Annotated in this window: 12 protein-coding genes; 9 read left to right on the top strand and 3 right to left on the bottom strand. The window is 57.3% G+C overall.

Annotation, left to right across the window (positions count from 1 at the left end; all coding sequences use genetic code 11):
* Positions 1-130: 130 nt before the first annotated feature.
* The 3 genes from BLR44_RS22690 to BLR44_RS22680 all read left to right on the top strand — a co-directional run bounded on the left by BLR44_RS22690 (position 131) and on the right by BLR44_RS22680 (position 3,474).
* Positions 131-1,207: a potassium channel family protein gene (locus tag BLR44_RS22690; RefSeq protein WP_176956170.1), complete on the top strand. Its 1,077-nt coding sequence runs from the start codon at positions 131-133 to the stop codon at positions 1,205-1,207.
* A 105-nt stretch (positions 1,208-1,312) separates the two neighbouring features.
* A complete protein-coding gene (locus BLR44_RS22685) occupies positions 1,313-2,800 on the top strand; it encodes a hypothetical protein (protein ID WP_143017427.1) in 1,488 nt (495 codons plus the stop codon).
* 143 nt (positions 2,801-2,943) lie between these two features.
* On the top strand, positions 2,944-3,474 hold the full coding sequence (locus BLR44_RS22680) for a DUF421 domain-containing protein (protein WP_089686476.1): 531 nt from the start codon (positions 2,944-2,946) through the stop codon (positions 3,472-3,474).
* A 70-nt stretch (positions 3,475-3,544) separates the two neighbouring features.
* On the opposite strand, the gene BLR44_RS22675 is transcribed toward BLR44_RS22680, so the two are convergent.
* Positions 3,545-4,579: an FAD-dependent oxidoreductase gene (locus BLR44_RS22675; protein ID WP_176956169.1), complete on the bottom strand. Its 1,035-nt coding sequence runs from the start codon at positions 4,577-4,579 to the stop codon at positions 3,545-3,547.
* Between the two features lie 381 nt (positions 4,580-4,960).
* Here BLR44_RS22675 and BLR44_RS22670 point away from each other — a divergent pair, with 381 nt between their 5' ends.
* The 4 genes from BLR44_RS22670 (at position 4,961) to BLR44_RS22655 (ending at position 11,977) form a co-directional block, all read left to right on the top strand.
* A complete protein-coding gene (locus BLR44_RS22670) occupies positions 4,961-6,127 on the top strand; it encodes a pyridoxal phosphate-dependent aminotransferase (protein WP_089686472.1) in 1,167 nt (388 codons plus the stop codon).
* A 136-nt stretch (positions 6,128-6,263) separates the two neighbouring features.
* Entirely contained in the window at positions 6,264-7,868 is a 1,605-nt protein-coding gene (locus tag BLR44_RS22665; protein ID WP_089686470.1) for a flavin monoamine oxidase family protein, read from the top strand.
* Between the two features lie 159 nt (positions 7,869-8,027).
* Complete coding sequence (locus tag BLR44_RS22660) at positions 8,028-9,005, top strand: Hint domain-containing protein (RefSeq protein ID WP_089686468.1); 978 nt, start codon at positions 8,028-8,030, stop codon at positions 9,003-9,005.
* 389 nt (positions 9,006-9,394) lie between these two features.
* Positions 9,395-11,977 carry a family 20 glycosylhydrolase gene (locus tag BLR44_RS22655; protein WP_089686466.1) on the top strand — a complete coding sequence of 861 codons (2,583 nt, stop codon included), beginning with the start codon at positions 9,395-9,397 and terminating at the stop codon, positions 11,975-11,977.
* A 118-nt stretch (positions 11,978-12,095) separates the two neighbouring features.
* Here the strand turns inward: BLR44_RS22655 and BLR44_RS22650 are convergent, their stop codons facing one another.
* On the bottom strand, positions 12,096-13,379 hold the full coding sequence (locus tag BLR44_RS22650; protein WP_089686464.1) for an aminotransferase class V-fold PLP-dependent enzyme: 1,284 nt from the start codon (positions 13,377-13,379) through the stop codon (positions 12,096-12,098).
* A 401-nt stretch (positions 13,380-13,780) separates the two neighbouring features.
* Here BLR44_RS22650 and BLR44_RS22645 point away from each other — a divergent pair, with 401 nt between their 5' ends.
* Positions 13,781-14,116 (top strand): PadR family transcriptional regulator, encoded by a 336-nt coding sequence (locus BLR44_RS22645; RefSeq protein ID WP_089686462.1) that lies wholly within the window; start codon positions 13,781-13,783, stop codon positions 14,114-14,116.
* Positions 14,113-16,758, top strand: coding sequence for an ABC transporter permease (locus BLR44_RS22640; protein WP_089686460.1), 2,646 nt, complete (start codon positions 14,113-14,115; stop codon positions 16,756-16,758). The genes BLR44_RS22645 and BLR44_RS22640 overlap by 4 nt, the downstream gene beginning before the upstream one ends.
* A 264-nt stretch (positions 16,759-17,022) precedes the next feature.
* Here BLR44_RS22640 and BLR44_RS22635 read toward each other — a convergent pair whose 3' ends face one another.
* Positions 17,023-17,889 carry an acyl-CoA thioester hydrolase/BAAT C-terminal domain-containing protein gene (locus BLR44_RS22635; protein ID WP_089686458.1) on the bottom strand — a complete coding sequence of 289 codons (867 nt, stop codon included), beginning with the start codon at positions 17,887-17,889 and terminating at the stop codon, positions 17,023-17,025.
* Positions 17,890-18,078 lie beyond the last annotated feature (189 nt).

The following is an 18,078-nucleotide window of genomic DNA, read 5'->3' as shown; positions in this document are numbered from 1 at the left end:
GCGTCTTCGCTCAATCGCGGGCATGGGTAACCCGAACTGCCGGTCGCGACGTACTCTTTGTTGTGTGCGGGCAGGCGCCGTTGCGTTTGGACGCGGGGTTCCGCCTTTTGTCATTCTACTCACGAGTACCATGTTCATGCAACTCCTGTGTGCCTTCGCCGGACTTGGCCTGCTTTTGCTGGCGCTGAGCGACTTTGCCGTTACGGCCTTCGTACCGACCGGCGAAGGACGACTCACCGCCCTGGTGGGGCGCGGTGTTTACAAATTGCTGCTGTGGCTTTCGGGCTACAACGGCTACAACCGCCGCCTCAACTACATCGGCCTGGTGGCCATCGTGGCCATCAGCACGGTGTGGATTTCGCTTCTGTGGTTGGGGTTCACGCTGATCTACCTGTCGGACGTCAACTCGATTCTGGTTGGCACTTCCAAGACGCCAGCCGATTTTTTCGAGAAACTGTACCACGTCGGCTACACCATTTCGACGCTGGGCATCGGCGACTACGTGCCGGGCAACGACTTCTGGCGGGTCGTCACGTCGCTCGTCTCGTTTGTGGGGCTGGTGACCATCACCATGTCGATCACCTACCTGATTCCGGTCATCTCCAACGCCATTCACAAACGGTCGCTCAGTTTACAGATCAGCAGCCTGGGCCAAACGCCGGAAGACATCGTGCTGAACAGCTACGACGGCCACGACTTCCGGAGCATCGAAAGTACGCTGACGAGCCTTTCGTCCGAGATTTTCCTGTACACGCAGAACAACGTCGCCTATCCCATTCTCCACTACATGCACAGCTGCAACCCCAGCGAAAACATTGTGCTGCGACTGGCCGCCCTCGACGAAGCGCTGACGCTGTTTCTGTTCCACGTTCCCGACGAGCTGCGTCCCAGTTTGCTGTCCCTGCAATCGGCCCGCCGTGCCATCACGGCCTACCTGCAAACCATCCTCTATCTGGAGCTTCCCGACGAAGCGCCCCCCTATCCCCGCTTTGCGCTGCTCGAGCGCCGCACGGGCCTGGCGTTTGTCGGGACCGAAGGTGCAGCGCAACGCCAGATCTACCAGTCGCTGGACAAACGGCGCAAGCTGCTGCTGGCCAACGTGCAGAAAGACGGCTGGCAGTGGCAGGACCTGGACGGCCCCAAGTACCAGACCGACCTCGATGCCCCCTTCGCGGACCAACGGCAGCCGTCCGATGCGCGACGCTAACAGGCCGCTCGAGCATGTAAGAAAAACGGCGAAAGAGAGTTGTCCTGGCCAGCGCCCCTGAACATCTTTGAGGCATTCTCTGTCTCAGCTACTGGTCCATCCTTAATGAAAAAAATCTTTTTTGTGCTACTCCTTTGTAGCCTATTTCACTTTTCTGCATCAGCTCAGGACGATGTTTCTACTTATGCTGCACAACTCAATACAGGCTCACTTTTTACCGGCCGAACAACCGACGTAGTGCCCATTGAAAGCTCCGATCAAGCGTTTCTGTCGTTAGGTGTTGCTGACGTAGATAGAGTTATTAGCCTCGTTTACGATACCAGTTATAGGATCATTTACGAAATGGAAGCGATTCGTCCCGCTACCGGTGCGTTTAAGTCTGTTCTTGGAGGTGTTGGCAAAGGAGTATTGTTCACCTATTACTTCAGCAATAACAGGAATACAAACTTTGCCAGCATTACATTCGACCATCGTCTCAGAACATCGCGGGTTCAACTGTACGATCTCCCTTTAGAAAAGCAGACCTATCTGGCTTGTTTCGCTACCGAAGAGAAGTTCTATGTGTTGACCATTGCCAACCATAGCTCAAGGCTGCATCTTTATCCGTTAGAAGAATATGGGCTAGGGCAAGCACAAACATTTTCCTTTGACGAGGTAACTTTTGAGAGGCCACAACTCAACCTGTACCATAAGCTCGTACTGAATGAGAACAAGCAGCGCCTTTCGGTGAATCCGCTTGTCAAGATCACAGATGAGGTTTATAACAGTTTCCCTTTAACTCAATCCCTCTATAAACTGTATTACGAAGACCGTAAAATCATTATTACCCTAGATGATGTCTCCCATCATACGTATGTATTAATGCTCGATCCTGCCACGGGTGACAAAAAGTTTTTTACCACCACACAACCCCTGAAAGATCATCCGGCTGGCAAATTTCCCCGTACGAACTCTTTCTTGTACGGGCAAAAGATATTTCAATTCGCGGCAACCACGCAAGAAGGCGCATTGACCATACGCGATCTTTATTCTCAAGAACTTGTTCAGGAATACAAGTTTACCAGAACCGAATCCAGTATTCCATTTGCCAATACACCCCTCTACCGCGAAACACCTACGCAGACCAGTTCAGCCCAAACCAAGGAACCTTCCATCAAACAACTTCTGTCGCGGATGTACAATTCGAGAGTAGCACTGGCAGTAAATGCTGACTCTTCCGATCGGCTCGTGATCTCTATAGGTTCCTATCAAAAAGTGAATACTACAGGAGGAGGTTATATGGGGGGCTACACGCCTGGAGGCACCCTAAACTCGCCATATGGCCCTGTTAGTCTCCCTGGATACTTCAGTTCCATGTATAGCTGGCAGCAGGGTACTAGCAATTATAAAACTACTTACTTCGAAGGCCTCCTCAATGATCAAACACTCGCACACGAAACCGGGGAATTGTCTACCCCTGTGTTGAAGAAAATTGACAAATACGCTAAAAAGCTGAAGAACGCCTCGGCCGAGACGGTTTTCAACTGGAATAACAAATACTATTACGGCTATTACGAGCCCACAAGCAAGCAATACCATCTGGTGAAATTCTGACGATCGGTTCAGGGTCTTGATTCCCGGAGTTGCGGGCGATCCGATCTAGCGGAGTACCCACACGGGCGCGCGATGAAACGGCATCTGGCAAATCCGCTAAACTTGTAGCGGATTGCCTCTTCTACCTTTAAACGCCCTCCCTCATGAACGACTGGTTCCTGGCTCCTCTGCCCCATGTGTTGTGGATTGCGCTTTCGTGCGTCGTATACTATGTCTTTACCATCCTGACCACCCGCCTGGTGGGCCTGCGCAGTTTTACCACCTTTTCGAGCTTCGACTTTCTGATTACCCTGGCGATGGGCGCATTGCTGGCATCGACCGTGGTGAGTCAAGACGTTGCCCTTGTGGAAGGATTTACGGCCTTGCTGGCCCTTTACGCACTGCAAATTAGTGTGGCGCTGGTGCGTACCCGCTGGCCTTATGTGCGCAAATGGGTAGACAACCCACCCACCTTGCTGATGGAAAACGGGCAGGTACTGCACCGCAACCTGCGCGCCGTCCGCATTACGGAAGACGAACTGCGCGCCAAGTTGCGGGCACACAACGTGCACAATTACACCCAGGTGAAAGCCGTGGTGCTGGAATCGTCCGGCGAGGTATCTGTGCTCTACGATGCCCACGCCACGCTCCCGTTTCAGCCAACCTTGCTGGAAGGCGTGATCCGCGAACTATAACATTACCGTTTGTAAGCAAACGACGCGGCTGGTTCCTGCCGGATGGATGTTCCGTCTGGTAAAATAGAGGCTACCGGCCCTGTTTCAACTTTGCCATGAGCGGGAGAAGGGCATTCAGCGTCCGTTGGGTGACGCCGGGGCGGGGATCGGTGTCCCAGCGGTCGTAATCGGCGCTGCCGCCCACAAAAATGCCGTCGGGCCGGGACACCAGCGCCCCTTCGGGCGTATCGATTTTGAAATAAGCGGTCGGATGGGCCGGGTACTTGGCCAGTTGCCCGGCGATGGGCTGCAGGGTCTTGTCCCCGAACAGCGCCTTTGCCCCCAAGCCGGTACAGTTCACCAGACACGGCTCGGGCAGTTGGGTCAGCTCGGCGGGGCTGTGAAACTCCCGAGGCTGCACCACACCCCCTGCCGCCCGGAAATCGCTCAGCAGCTTCTGAAAATGAGCGGGAATGTCAAACACAAACGTTTTGGAGTGCAACACGTCTTCGTCGAACGGATGCCGGTCGGCCGGGAACGGCTGCGCCTCCTCGAACGTGGCGATCAGGGGCAATTGCCGCTCCAGCGGATAGAGTTCCCACGGTCCCCCGAAACGAAAATTGTCGACTTCGTGCACGGCACTGACGCCCGCGGCCAACGTGCGGTACTGTTGAAACGAAAAGACGGCGGCGCGCTCCCACCAGGCACCGAACTGCGGCGTTACCCGGTCGGGGCTACACACCCGCGAGGCCGGCGACCAGTTGCCTGCTGCTTTGCTGGACGTGACGCCGGGCGGGGTATCCCTGGCGTAGATCGTGACCCGGTAGCCACGCTGCTGCAAGACGCGCGCGGTGGTCAGGCCGATGGCGCCGCAACCAATCACGGCTACGCTGCTGACCTCCAGCGTTTTGACCAGTTCGGCGGCGGCCTGTGCCGAGCCCCACGACAACGACCAGCCACTGCCGCCGTGTCCATAATGATGTACCAGTTTTTTCGCCCCCAGCGACTCGATTTCCAGCCGGGGCCCGGCGGCGCGGAAGGGCCGCAGGCCGACGGTTTCGGTCAGGATGCGTTCGGGGGCAAGGTCAACGTACGGGAAGGGCGAGGAGAGCGAGACAACAGACACAGCGAAGACAGAAAATAAGGTGATGAATACGCACTTTTTGCGGCAAAATGGCCAGAAAAGTAAAGTCGGCGAACCGAAGCGCGACAGGCAAGGTAATTTAATTCTACCTTTTTTACCAAATACCTAATTTTGTTTGTTTTTTATTATCAATCTCATTGCAAAAATTTGGATAAGGCCGTATTATTACCGACAAATTACATCCGTAAGAATACTGCTTCGCCTGAAGTCGTCTTCTTCTCCTGACCACCACCTCGAAAGCTCCCACCCGCTTTCCGTAGCTATTCATCTTTTCGCGGTACTACCTACTCGTTTGTCGAAGCTCGCTTTCGTAAACGCGTGATGCTTTTTTCTTTTTCCTAAATCCCAATTTTTGATCGCCCCATGAACACTTCTATCAATCGTCGGAAATGGCTTAAGTCAGGAGCCCTACTTGCCTCAGGTCTGGTGGCTGCCCCCTGGAAATGGGCCACTGCGGCGTCTCGGCCAGCCGCCACTACGGCCGAACTTCCATCCCAGTACCTGAACCGGACGCTCCGCGAGCGCCCCGAGCTGCAAGCGCGTCTGCTGGCCAACGAAAACCCGTTCGGCCCGGCTCCCAGCGCCAAAAAAGCCTTCGCAGCGGCCGTAGACGATGGATTTAAATACGCTTTCGCCGAAAAACGGCAGCTCCAGGAGGCCATTGCCGCCAAAGAAGGGGTTACACCCGACCACATTATGCTGGGGGCCGGCTCGACCGAGCTGCTGATGGCTGCAGCCCTGTACTACGGCCTGAAAGAGGGACACATTCTGTCGGCCGATCCGAGCTATACTTCGCTCATGCGCATGGCCGACCGGATCGGCAGCGAGTGGGTGAAAGTGCCGCTGACCTCGGATTACAAGCACGACCTGAACGCGATGGACACACGGACGGTCGGTGCCACCAAACTGGTCTACATCTGTAACCCCAACAACCCGACGGGTACCACGCTCGATCCGGCCAAGCTGGAAGATTTCTGTAAGTCGGTATCGAAAAAAGCGCCGATCTTTATTGATGAGGCCTACATCGACTACGTAGCCAATCCGGATGTCACGTCGATGATCAAATGCGTTCGCGACGGCCACAACGTGATGATCGCCCGCACTTTCTCAAAAGTACATGCCTTTGCGGGCCTGCGCGCCGGGTACCTCATCGCCCAGCCGGAAGTGATCAAAGAGCTGGATGCCTTCTCGACAGGCGGGGGCACGCTGTCGGGCCCCACGGCGCTGGCCGCGCTGGCTTCGTACCAGGACGCCGACTTCATTAAATACAGCGTGAAGATGAACAAGGAGTCGAAAGACTTCGTCTACAAAACGCTGAAAGCGATGGATTACGAATACGTGCCGTCGGATACCAATTTCGTGCTGTTTCCGCTCCGTATGCACGGCGACCAGTTCCGCAACGCCATGATGGACAAGGGGGTGGGCATCCGCACATGGGAGTTTAACCGCCAGCACTGGTGCCGCGTCAGCATGGGCAAGATGGACGACATGAAACTGTTCGCCCAGGCGTTCAATCAGGTAGTAAGCTAAGCGGTGCTCCGCCTCCGTCACCCTCAAAACTACCGACGCGGTATCTACGAAAACGTGTACTATCTTTAGTGAATCTTTCGTGAGCAGGTAAGTTCCGGTCGGGACTTACCTCTCCTTTTTATCTACTTCGTTGCGGATGACAAACTTCTCCTCTTCTCAAAAACCTTCTTTTTCCGGCCTGAGTCGCCGGCAGTTTATCGAGCGATTTTCCCTGTTGACGGGCGGTGGCTACGCCGCCATGATGGGTCTCGGCTTTATTCAGGAAGCCCCGGCCAAGCCCCTGCGGGCCGAACGAACCGGACGGGAAAAAGGACGCAAAGTCATTATTCTGGGTGCCGGCATGGCCGGCATGGCCGCCGCCTACGAACTGGGCAAACTCGGCTACGACTGCACCATTCTGGAAGCCCGCAACCGCCCCGGCGGACGGGTCTGGACCGTGCGCGGCGGCACGCAGGAAACCGAAATCGACGGCCCCACACAAACGTGTCAGTTCGACGAAGGCCACTACCTGAACGGGGGCGCGGCCCGCATCCCCCACAACCACGACATTTCGCTGCACTATTGCCGCGAGTTCAACATTCCCCTCGAAATTTTCATGAACATGAACGAGGGGGCCTACTACTACAGCGAGGGCAAAGGTCCGCTCGCCAACAAACCGGTTCGCATCCGCGAAATTCACGCCGACCTGCGTGGCCACACCAACGAACTGCTGGCAAAGGCCATCAACCAGGACGCCCTGGACCTACCCATGTCGCCCGCCGACGTGGAAAAACTCCTGGACTACCTCCGCAGTGAAGGCAGCCTGACGGCCGATCTCCTCTACAAAGGCACGGAACGACGCGGCTACCGCGAACGCCCGGCCGGTGGAGTGCACAGCGGCATGATCGACGACCCATATCCGCTCCGCAACATCCTTTATTCGGGCTTTACCCACCCTGCCTTCTCGAACGAAGGCGAGTACACATTTTACCAGCAGCCCACCATGTTGCAACCCATCGGTGGCATGGACGCCCTGCCGCGGGCCTTTGCGGGGGCGCTGGGCGACAAAATTGTGTACCAGGCGGTGGTGAGCGAAATCCGCAAGGAAGCCAACGGCAAAGCCCGGGTCGTTTACAAAGAAAAGGGCGGCAAAGCGCGGGAACTGAAGGCTGACTTCTGCATCTGCACCATTCCGCTGCCCGTCCTGAAAGACATTCCTTCCGATTTTTCACCTCACGTACAGACTGCCATTTCGTCGATCCACTACATGTCGACCGGTAAAATCGGCATCCAGTTCAAGCGGCGTTTCTGGGAAGAAGACGACCTGATCTACGGCGGCATCAGCAAAACCAACCAGGACATCACTCAGATCTTCTATCCGTCGTACGCCTTCATGGCGAAAAAGGGCGTCCTGAAAGGCTACTACAACTTCCACCAGCGCGCCGAAATTCTGGGTAACTTGTCTCCGGCCGACCGCCTTAAGGCCGCGATGGAACAGGGCGGACGCATCCACCCGCAGTACCACGAAGAGTTCGAAAACGCCTTTTCGCTCTACTGGCCCAAAATCGCGTACAGCAAAGGCGGCTGGGCGCACTACACGGACGAAAACCGCAAAGAGCACTACCCGGCTCTCCTGGAACCCGACGGCCCCTACTACTTTGCCGGAGAACACGTCTCGTACCTGACGGCCTGGATGGCCGGTGCACTCACGTCCGCCCGCGACGTGGTCGAAGCGCTGCACCAGCGGATTGCCAGCAATTGAAATGAGTGAATGGCGCAAAGCGGGCAGCATGCAGTACCGTACAACAGGCGGAGTGCATCGCCTCAAACGCACTTTTAACTCATAACGCTGAACTCAAAACTTTCTATTCTGAATCGGATACCCGAATCAACTCCTTAACTGTTAACCAATTCCATATCCATGAAATCCAAGTTTGCACTTTTTCTGTTTTTTGCCTTACTGGCGGTCGGTGTACGCGCGCAGGAAGCCACGGCGGGAATGACCCCGGACGACTACAAAGCGCTGAAAACGCTGACGATGAAGAACATCGAAAAGGACACGTACGTGAAGTTCGACGAAGGGTACGTGCTGGATCGTTACGAGATGAAGCCGCCATTTGTGTTCAAATTCAGCGACGGCATCGAGCGGAAAGTGTACCTGTACCGTGTTTACGAAACGAAAAACATGGCGGACATCGGCATGATGGCACTGTATACCAACTCCAAAACGCCCGAGGTGCTGAACCTGCCGATGCCTAACAACAAGGGCGCCAAGGACGTGTGGGGGCTGTACATCGACGACATCAAGGAATACGACAAAGCCGCCGATGGTTTTGCCGCCTGCCTGTCGTTCTCGCTGACCAAGGAAATGATGAACCTGATGGGCGGCGCCGGTAGTGGCGACCAGGCCTCGACCGACGAGGAGTACGAGTATTGCTTCACGCCGGAAGCGCTAGTGACGCTGGCCGACGGTGCACAACTGCCCATTGCCCAGGTGCAAGTCGGGATGGACGTGCTGGCGTTCGATCCGGCCACGCAAACGCAGGCGGTGACCACAGTAGAGGAGGTCCAGGTGCACGCCGGACGTGCCTTCGACCTGATGCAACTGACCGCTTCGCCGGTCGAAGTGGTAACGGCGGGTCTTGCGCCTACCGCGGCCGACTACACGCTGACTGCCACGGGCAACCACCCGATCCTGACGCCACAGGGCAAAAAAGCGCTGGCCGACCTGCATGCCGGTGACCAAGTGTACTACTTCGATGCGGGCCTCAACGGGTTCCGCCTCGGGCAAGTCCGGCAAGTCGCCACCGCTCCGACCCAGGCGCACACCGTGTACAACTTAGTTACCAAAGCTGGCAACTACCTGATTGAAGGAACGGTAGTTGCTGACAAACGATAGGGTCATTCCTGTAGTAGACCGGGTCGCTCCCAGCGGGGCGGCCCTTTTTTTGTGCCTTTTAACTCTCTCTCTACGGCTCTCCCTCTGGCTAGTGCTTTTGCGGACCATCCGCTGTATCCGATGGGTGATCACGTTAATCCCGGAAGTAAGGCAAATCTTTGCTTTCAGTGCGGTACGCTCCGCGGGACCATCCGTTTTTTAGGACCTAGTGGGGCGCGGCCCAACACCCGCCCGGCAAACGTAGTTCCGTTCCCGTCAGCAACGATCCCGGCATTTTTCTGTAATCTTGCTTACCGATCAGGAGACCGCCCCGGCAGGCGGATCGGCCCCGATTCGGTGATGACCAGCCGACCGCTGGTCGCTTGTGTATCACTAGACCTGTTCTTTCCTTGGCACGTACGGCGCTCCTCCTTCTGCTGACCCTTTTCCTGGGGTATTCTTCCCTCGCCCAACCTTCGTTCGATCTGCAGCAACTCGCGGTTTCCTGGGAACTGACAGAGAACCAGCACCAGGGAAAATCGCAGTTTCAGTCGGCGTTTACGTTGCGAAATACCAGCCAGCAAAACCTCCCCACCACCGGCTGGTCCCTCTACTTCAACCTGCCCCGGCTGATCGACTCGGCGTCGGTGACGAAGGGCTTTCGGATCGAGCACCTGAACGGCGACCTGTTTCGCCTCGTGTCCGGCCCGGCGTTTCCGGGACTTCCGGCCGGACAATCGGTGGAGGTGACGTTTGTCGCCAGCGACTGGTCCATCAACCGGACCGATGCCCCGCTGGGCCTGTACTGGGTCTGGGACGATGCTTCCACGCAACCCCAACCGGTAGCGCATTACGAGATCATTCCTTCGACGCAGCCGAAACAGTTTGCCCGCACGCCCGACGACCGGGTCGACGCGATGACCTCCGAAATGGTGTTTGATCAGAACCAAGGCATCCGTGACCTTCCGGCCGAGGAGTTGCCCTTGATTTTCCCGACGCCCGTTTCGTACCAGAAAAAAGAAGGCACATTTGTGCTGAATCGCGATGTGGTGCTGGTCGCTGATAAAGCTTTCGCCGGAGAAGCGGCCTATTGGCAGGGCGAAATGGCCACGCTCCTGGGCAGGCCCCTTCCGGAGCGCGCTGCGGCCACCGGCAAAGCCCTCGTCCTGCAACGCCGCGAAGGCGCCCCGGAGGCCTATCACCTGTCGGTAACGCCGGACCGCATCACCCTGGCTGCCGCCGACGGAGCCGGAATGTTCTACGGCCTTCAGTCGCTCAAGTCCCTCCTGCCCCCCACCGCCTGGAAGAGGTCCCAACGCGCCCTGGCCATCCCGGCGGTCGATGTAGAAGACGCGCCCCGGTTCGGGTTCCGTGCGTTTCTGCTGGACGTGGGGCGGCACTTTCAGACGAAAGAACAGCTCCTGAAGACCCTCGACCTGATGGCGCTCTACAAGCTGAACGTGTTCCACTTCCATTTCAGCGAAGACGAAGGATGGCGGCTCGAAATCCCCGGCCTGCCCGAACTGACCGACGTGGGGGCACACCGCAGCCATCCCGACGGGAACGACCACCTGCCTCCCTCCTACGGCTCAGGACCGGCGGCTACGCTGTACGGTTCCGGCTACTACACGCGGACCGATTTTCTGGAAATTCTTCGTTATGCCCACACGCGCCACATCCGGGTGATTCCGGAAATCGAGTCGCCGGGACACGCCCGCGCCGCGGTGCAGGCGATGGAAGCGCGCTACCGGAAACTTCACGCCGCCGGCGAGGAGGAAGCCGCCAACCGCTACCGCCTGGCCGATCCGAACGATACGTCGCGCTACCGGTCGGTGCAACTCTGGAACGACAACGTGATGAACGTGGCGCTGCCGTCGACCTACCGCTTTCTGGAAAAAGTGATCGACGAAATCCAGGCGATGTACCGGGAGGCCGACGTGCCGCTGGAGACGATTCACCTGGGTGGCGACGAGGTGCCCGCGGGGGTATGGGAAGGCTCTCCGGCCTGCCAGCAACTGATCGCTACCGACCCGACCGTCCGCCACACGAACGACCTCTGGTATTACTACTACGGCAAGGTGAAAGCGCTGCTGGAAAGCCGGGGGTTGTACCTCTACGGCTGGGAAGAAGTGGCCCTGCGGAAAACCAAACTCGACGGACAACCGATCATGATTCCCAACCCCGACTGGGCGGGCGAAGGCGTCCGGGTCGACGTGTGGAACAACGTGCTGGGCTGGGGGGCGGAAGATTTGGCCTACCAGCTGGCCAACGCGGGGTACGACGTGGTCCTTTCGCCGGTGAGCAACCTGTACTTCGACATGGCCTACCAGAAGGCCTTCGACGAACCGGGCTATTACTGGGGGGCCTTTCTCGACCTCGACAAGCCCTTTTCGTTCATTCCCTACGATTACTTCAAGAACGTCACGACCGACAAACTGGGCAATCCGCTCTCGCCGACTTCGTTTCTCGGGAAAACGCGTCTCACCGACTACGGCAAAGAACACATCGTGGGCATCCAGGGATTGTTGTGGAGCGAGACCATCCAGGGTCCGGAAGCGATGGAATACCGGCTGTTGCCCAAACTTCTCGGCATGGCCGAACGCGCCTGGGCCCCCGCCCCTGCCTGGGCTACAGAACCCGATTCGGCTCGGAGCGCCGCCTTGTATCAGGACGCCTGGTCGGAGTTTGTCAACGTCGTCGGCAAACGCGAACTCCCCCGCCTCGACCATTACGCCGGTGGGTTTCACTACCGCATTCCTACACCCGGTGCCCGGAGCATCGACGGTCGGGTGGAAGCCAACCAGCAACTGCCCGGGCTGACCCTCCGCTACACCACAAACGGCCGAACGCCTACCGCCAAAAGTCCGGTCTATTCCGGCCCCATTCCGGCCCAGGGACTGATCAAGCTACGGTTGTTCACCTCTACCGGGCGCGGCGGGCGCACCGTCACGCTGGGCCAACGGGTAGAAAACGGCACCATTCGCTACCGTTAACTGCACAGCCTTCCTCCGACGTCTTGCCGTTGTGCTGTACGCATCTTGTACCGCAAATAGGTGGGGGTAGCGTTTAGGATTAACTGCTAGCGCAACTGGATCAAGGGCTGCCCTTTCCCTACGTCGCCATTTTCTTGATGGCTTCCACGAGGAGATCGAGGTCGCGGAGCGAGGTGTAGACGTGGGGGGTCACGCGCACGCCGTGGATCTGCTCCCAGTTGACCGTTGTCGTGTGGATCTTGTACTCGTTGAACAGGCGGTTGCCGAACTCGTTCGGGTCAAGACCGTCGATGGTGACGTTGGCCAGGGCACACGAAAAATCGGGGTGCAGCGGCGTGTTGAAGCGCACGCGGGGCAAGTCTTTCACCTGTTCGGCCCAGTAGTCTTTCAGATAGCGGAGGCGCTGCTCTTTCAGCTCCCCGCCGATGGCCAGGTGGAAATCCAGCGCCTGCGCAATGGCCTGTTCGTTGGCAAACGAGCGGGTGCCCAGCGACTCAAACTTCCGGATGTCGTCGCTTTTCGGATCGTTTGTCCCGAAGAGCGGCCACAGGTCGTTGATCTTGTCTTTCTTCACGTAGAGCAACCCGGTGCCGAACGGCGCACACATCCACTTGTGCAGCGACGTACCGAAATAATCGGGTTTCAGGTCGGGAATGCGGTAGTCGATGTGGGCGAAGGTATGGGCGCCGTCCACCACCGACAGGATGCCCCGTTGCCGGGCCTCTTCGCAAATGCGTGCGGCCGGCAGCACCTGCCCGGTCCAGTTGATCATGTGCGTGACATGCACCACCTTCGTTTTGTTCGTGAAGGCGTCGGTATAGCTCTTCGCCAGCGCCGCTTCATTGTCGCTCGGCAACGCCAGGTTGATCCACACCAGTTTGATGCCGTCGCGCAGCTCACGCTGCTTCCAGGCGTTGATCATGTTCGGATAATCCTGTTTGGTCAGCACCACCTCGTCGCCTTTCTTCAGCGGAATCCCGAAAATGGCCGTCGCCAGGGCTTCGGTCGTGTTGCGGTGAATGGCCAGCTCGTCCGGTGAACAGCCCGCAAAGTCGGCCAACTGGCGGCGCAGGGGTTCGCGTCCCATGTCCAGCACCCGCCACATGTAATACGACGGCGCTTCGTTCGAGTAGCGGTAGAAGCGGTCGACGGCATCTTGCACCACCAGCGGCTGCGGACTTACCCCGCCGTTGTTGAGGTTGATCACCGTTCGCGATACCGTATAGGCCTGCCGCACACGGTTCCAGGCTTCTTCGTCGCGTACGGCATCGAGCGGGGGCTGATCCCGCAGGCGGGCGAGGCCTTCGTGCAGGTTACGCGCCTGTAGCACGCTGGTCATACCACCGGTGGTCAAAAGTCCGGCCGTTCCGGCCAGTCGGGTCAGGAAATTACGTCGTTGCATAAGGAAAGGCGTGGATAAAGAAGCGAGGTGGGCGTGGTGGCGAAACCCGATGACTAATATTCGGAAATATACCCCGAAAATGAAATATAATTCCGAATAAGCGCCCTAAAAATGCGATTTCATTTTGATTTTCAATCACCCTTTGCTTTCATCGCTGTCTCTGTGCAATGGCGCAACCCTAACATCACTCTTTTCTGTCTTCCTATTTATCTGATATACATAACCTTATTTCTTTATAGCACTATTTTCTACACTTCTACGCCTCAGGGAGGGCACAGGCCATAATCAGCAACCTTTCGGTGGCCGCTCGTCTTGTCTTCCCAACCGCTCAACCTTATTTTACATACAAATGGAGAGGTAATCGGAATTTTTCATACATTCGGAGCATAACTACCGGATGCATGAAAGGAACACACCTCGGCGAATTTGAAGAACTGGTGCTACTCACCATCGCGGCGCTGGTGCAGGAGGCCTACAGTGTGGCGATTTGCGACGAACTGGAAAAACACACGGGCCGCGCACCCAAACTTGGCGTGGTCCATTCCGTATTGAACCGCCTGGAAAAGAAGGGATTGGTGAAGAGCGAACTCGGCGAGGCCACGCAGGTGCGGGGCGGCAAACGCAAGCGCTTTTATACGGTAACGCACGCCGGGAAAGTGGCCCTGGTCCGTACCAAAGAGGTCCGCGACGGGCTGTGGCGCATCATTCCCGAATTTTCGCTGAAAGGCTCGCTATGAATACCCCCCGACCTCCCCGCTGGGCGCAGCGCTTCCTGGCCTGGTACTGCCGCCCCGAACTGCTCGAAGACCTGCAAGGCGACCTGAACGAATATTTCGACCGCCACCTGCGCCAGTACGGCCCCCGCCGCGCCCGGTGGATTTACGTGCTCGACGTGCTCAAATTCCTCCGGCTCTACACCGTCCGTCCACCCGATTTCCTCCACCTTTCCCTCCATTCGATCATGCTTCGCAGCTACCTTAAAACGTCCGGACGCAGCCTCGTGCGTAATCCACTGTTTTCCGCCATCAACGTCATTGGGCTGGCCATTAGCCTGTCGGTCGGTCTGCTGGTGCTTTCGATGCTCGCCGACTTGTTCGCCTACGATGATTTTCTGCCGAACAAAGCACAGGTCTACCGCATCGTCACCTCCTTGCAACGTCAGGAAGGCCCCGGCATGGAATTGGCCAGTACGTCGCTCAAAGCCGGGAAAGCGATTCGGGAGAACGTTCCGGGACTGGGCGCGGTGACGATCCTGCGCAACGGCTTCGGAGGAGATGCCCAGGTCGGCGACCGAACGCTTCCGCTGTCGGGGCGTTGGGCTGATGGCCACCTGTTCCAGGTCCTTCCCTACCCGCTTCGGCAGGGCAATCCGGCCACGGCCCTGCAGGAACCGTACTCGCTCGTGCTGACGGAAACCACCGCCGAGCGGCTGTTCGGCACGGCCGACGCGCTGGGTCAGACCGTGCGGCTCGACACCCTCGACTACACCGTGACGGGTGTGGTGCGCGACCTGCCCAAGTTTTCGCACCTGCGCTTTGACGTGCTGGCCTCGCTGGCTACGCTCGAAAACCAAATGGCGGCGGCCGACGGGCAGGACAGCGACGGCGATTTCCTGAGCTGGGAAAATGTCTACATGAATTACGTCTACCTGACGCTGCCCCAGGCCGACGCGGTGCAGGACGTGGAGGCGCGTCTGGCCCAGCTCTGCGCCCGCGAAAACGCGCAACTTCCGGCCTCCGCCCACCTCAGCGTTACGCTGGAACTACAGCCGCTGCACGACATTGTGCTGGGAAGGACGCTCTCCAACCCGATTGGCCCTACCATGATTCCGCTGGCCCTCTGGATTCTGAGCGGGCTGGCGCTGGTCGTCATCCTCTCGGCCTGTTTCAACTACACCAACTTGTCCATTGCCCGGTCGCTGCGCCGTTCGCGCGAAGTCGGGGTGCGGAAGGTGATCGGGGCCCTGCGCAGCCAGGTGCTGGGTCAGTTCCTCATCGAATCGGTCTTTATTTCCCTGCTGGCGCTGGGGTTCGCCGTGGTGCTGTTCGCCGTGCTGCGCACGCAATTCCTGGGCCTGAGTAGCTACCTGTCGGACGTGTTCACCCTGCAACTTTCCTTCCGTCTGGTGGCCTGGTTTGTGGTCCTGGCGGTGGTGGTCGGGTTGGTGGCCGGCGTTCTACCGGCCCTGTTTTTCTCGCGCCTGCCCGCTTTGCAGGTGATGAAAAACATGTCGGCGTTGCCGTTGTTTCGCCGCATTACGTTGCGCAAGGCGCTGATCGTGGTGCAGTACACGTTTTCGTTGATGTTCATCACCACCACGCTGATCGGCTACCAGCAGTACAAAAGCTTTGTGTCGTTCGACCTGGGCTATTCGACCCAGAACATCCTGAACGTCAAGCTCCAGGGCAACCCGACGGCACCGGTCAAACAGGCGCTGGCGGCCCTTCCGGGCGTGGGCGACATCAGTGTCTCGCGCATGGTGACCAGTCTGGGCAGCTACTACGGCAGCACGGTGAAGTACCAGGACCCGCAGGATTCGACCAACGTCTGGCTCAATGCCGTCGACGAGCATTACCTGCCCCTTCACCAACACCAGTTTCTGGCCGGACGCAATTTTCACCCCAAGGCAGAAGGCGAAACCGAAAGCGAGGTGATCGTGAACGAACAGGTGCTGAAGCGGTTCAACATTGCCAACCAGGACCCGCAACAGGCCCTCGGCGAGGTGCTCAAGACCGACCGCAAGGAGCTGACCATCGTCGGAGTATTGAAAGATTTCCACTACGGCACGGTCGAAAGTAAAATCGATCCGGTGCTGTTCCGGTATTCGGCCAACGAGCCCGGCGGGTACCTGAACCTCCAGATCGTCTCGCGCGATTTGCCCACCACGCGGGCGCAAATCGAAGCGGCTTGGAAACAGCTGGACCCGGTGCATCCACTCGAAGCCCGCTTCTACGACGACCAGATCGAGGAAGCGTACAATCAGTTTTCGGTGATGATCAAGGTGATCGGGTTTCTGGCCTTTCTGGCGATCTGCATCGCGTCGATGGGGCTGTTCGGCATGGTGGTCTTCACTACGGAAACCCGCCTGAAAGAAGTCAGCATTCGCAAAGTGCTGGGGGCCGACGAAGCCCGGCTGATCTACCTGTTGAGTCGGGGTTTTCTGATGTTGCTGGGGCTGGCCGCGGCCGTGGCACTCCCGGTGACCTACCTCTTTTTCGAGCGGGTGATCCTGCCCAATTTCGCCTACCACCCGCCCATCGGCTGGGGCGCGCTGGTGCTGGGAACGGTCGCGGTGGGCAGCATCGCCGCGCTAATGATCGGTTCTCAGACCTGGAAAGTGGCGCGCACCAACCCCGCCGACGTGCTGAAAAGCGAGTGAGCCTCGAAGTCAGCCTCCACCCGCTAGGCTCCACTTCTTCCTGTCACTGAAGTGACTCAAAGTTTTTCACGTTTCACAAATGCTTCTGTGCAAGAATGAGGTGCGGGGGCCTGGAAATTTAGCGGGGGCGCACGGTGGCCCTGCGTGAGGAAGCTTTGAATTTTCTAGACTTTTTTGGTTACTTTTTGTGGCAATGACAAAAAGTAACAAGGATCATTTCTAGTGCTGATAGGTTGGATGTTTGACAGAAAACTTTGAACGGGTTCACTTAAAATGCTCATCCAGAAATTGAAACACCACCTCGAAATGTTCCTTCGTATCGTGATGCTTGCCTTCAAAAGAGATATGTTGGTAGTAGTAGGGAAATTGATGCGCTTTTAATCGTGCCACTACTCGATCCGACATGTATGCAGAAGGCCAGAGTTCGTCGTATCTGGCGGATAACAACAACAGGGGACCCCTTATCTTTTCCACGTCGATTTCCGCTTGTTTCGAATAGGTTTCGTTTTCCAGGATCACGCGCAGCCCACCCTGAGGATCGCCTTTCAGCAAACGCCAAATGGCCGGGAAGGGTCGTTTGAAAGTAGGTATTTCCTGATTGTGCACCATCCAGGACGAGGTGCTTCCCGAAGCCGTGAGGGCTGGAAAGGTCACATGTGAAGGGACCAGTGCCACCACCGCATCGAACTCCTCGTAGCGGCTCGCCAGATTCAGCACCAGTTCTCCGCCCTTTGAGCTGCCCAGAAGGGCTATCTTGTCCTGATTGATGCCTGGCCGATGGCTTATGCTCATGATCATGTCATAGATGGCATCCAGCGAAATGCGGTCCAGGGTTTCAGGGGTGTTGGTAGTATTGAAATAACCAATCGCCAGAACCGCGTAACCTTGCTGCAACAATCGGTTTCTCATCCCTGCCCAGTACACTTCCGCCCATGTATTCCCCCCCTGGCTGCCCCCAAACGCAACAATCAAAGGTTGATGGTCAGCCTCCCCCATAAACAACTGAGCGTCTACCTGACCGTATTTTTCAGACAAGGGCGGTTGATACACATATAAGAAAAGGTATAGACCCGCCACCAACACGGCAACTACAGAAATTGTAATCAGGGCTATTCGCTTTAGGAAGGTCATGAGTAGAAGCGCTGGTGATCATTCGATACGGATCTGTCTTTCGAAAGTAGGAGGCGTATTGGCAACAACTTAGTAAATGATACGGAGAATGAAACCTATGGTGGTCCCCAATGTTAGGACAGCGTTCGTTAGAATTTAAGTTGGTTCAAGCGGCTAGGTTGTAGATAGTTTCGGGCGTCTTATACCCAA

The organism is Catalinimonas alkaloidigena (genome assembly GCF_900100765.1).
Taxonomy (GTDB): domain Bacteria; phylum Bacteroidota; class Bacteroidia; order Cytophagales; family Flexibacteraceae; genus Mooreia; species Mooreia alkaloidigena.
The sequence above is the reverse complement of the archived record's forward strand: the minus strand, read 5'-3'. Positions and strand labels throughout refer to the sequence as shown.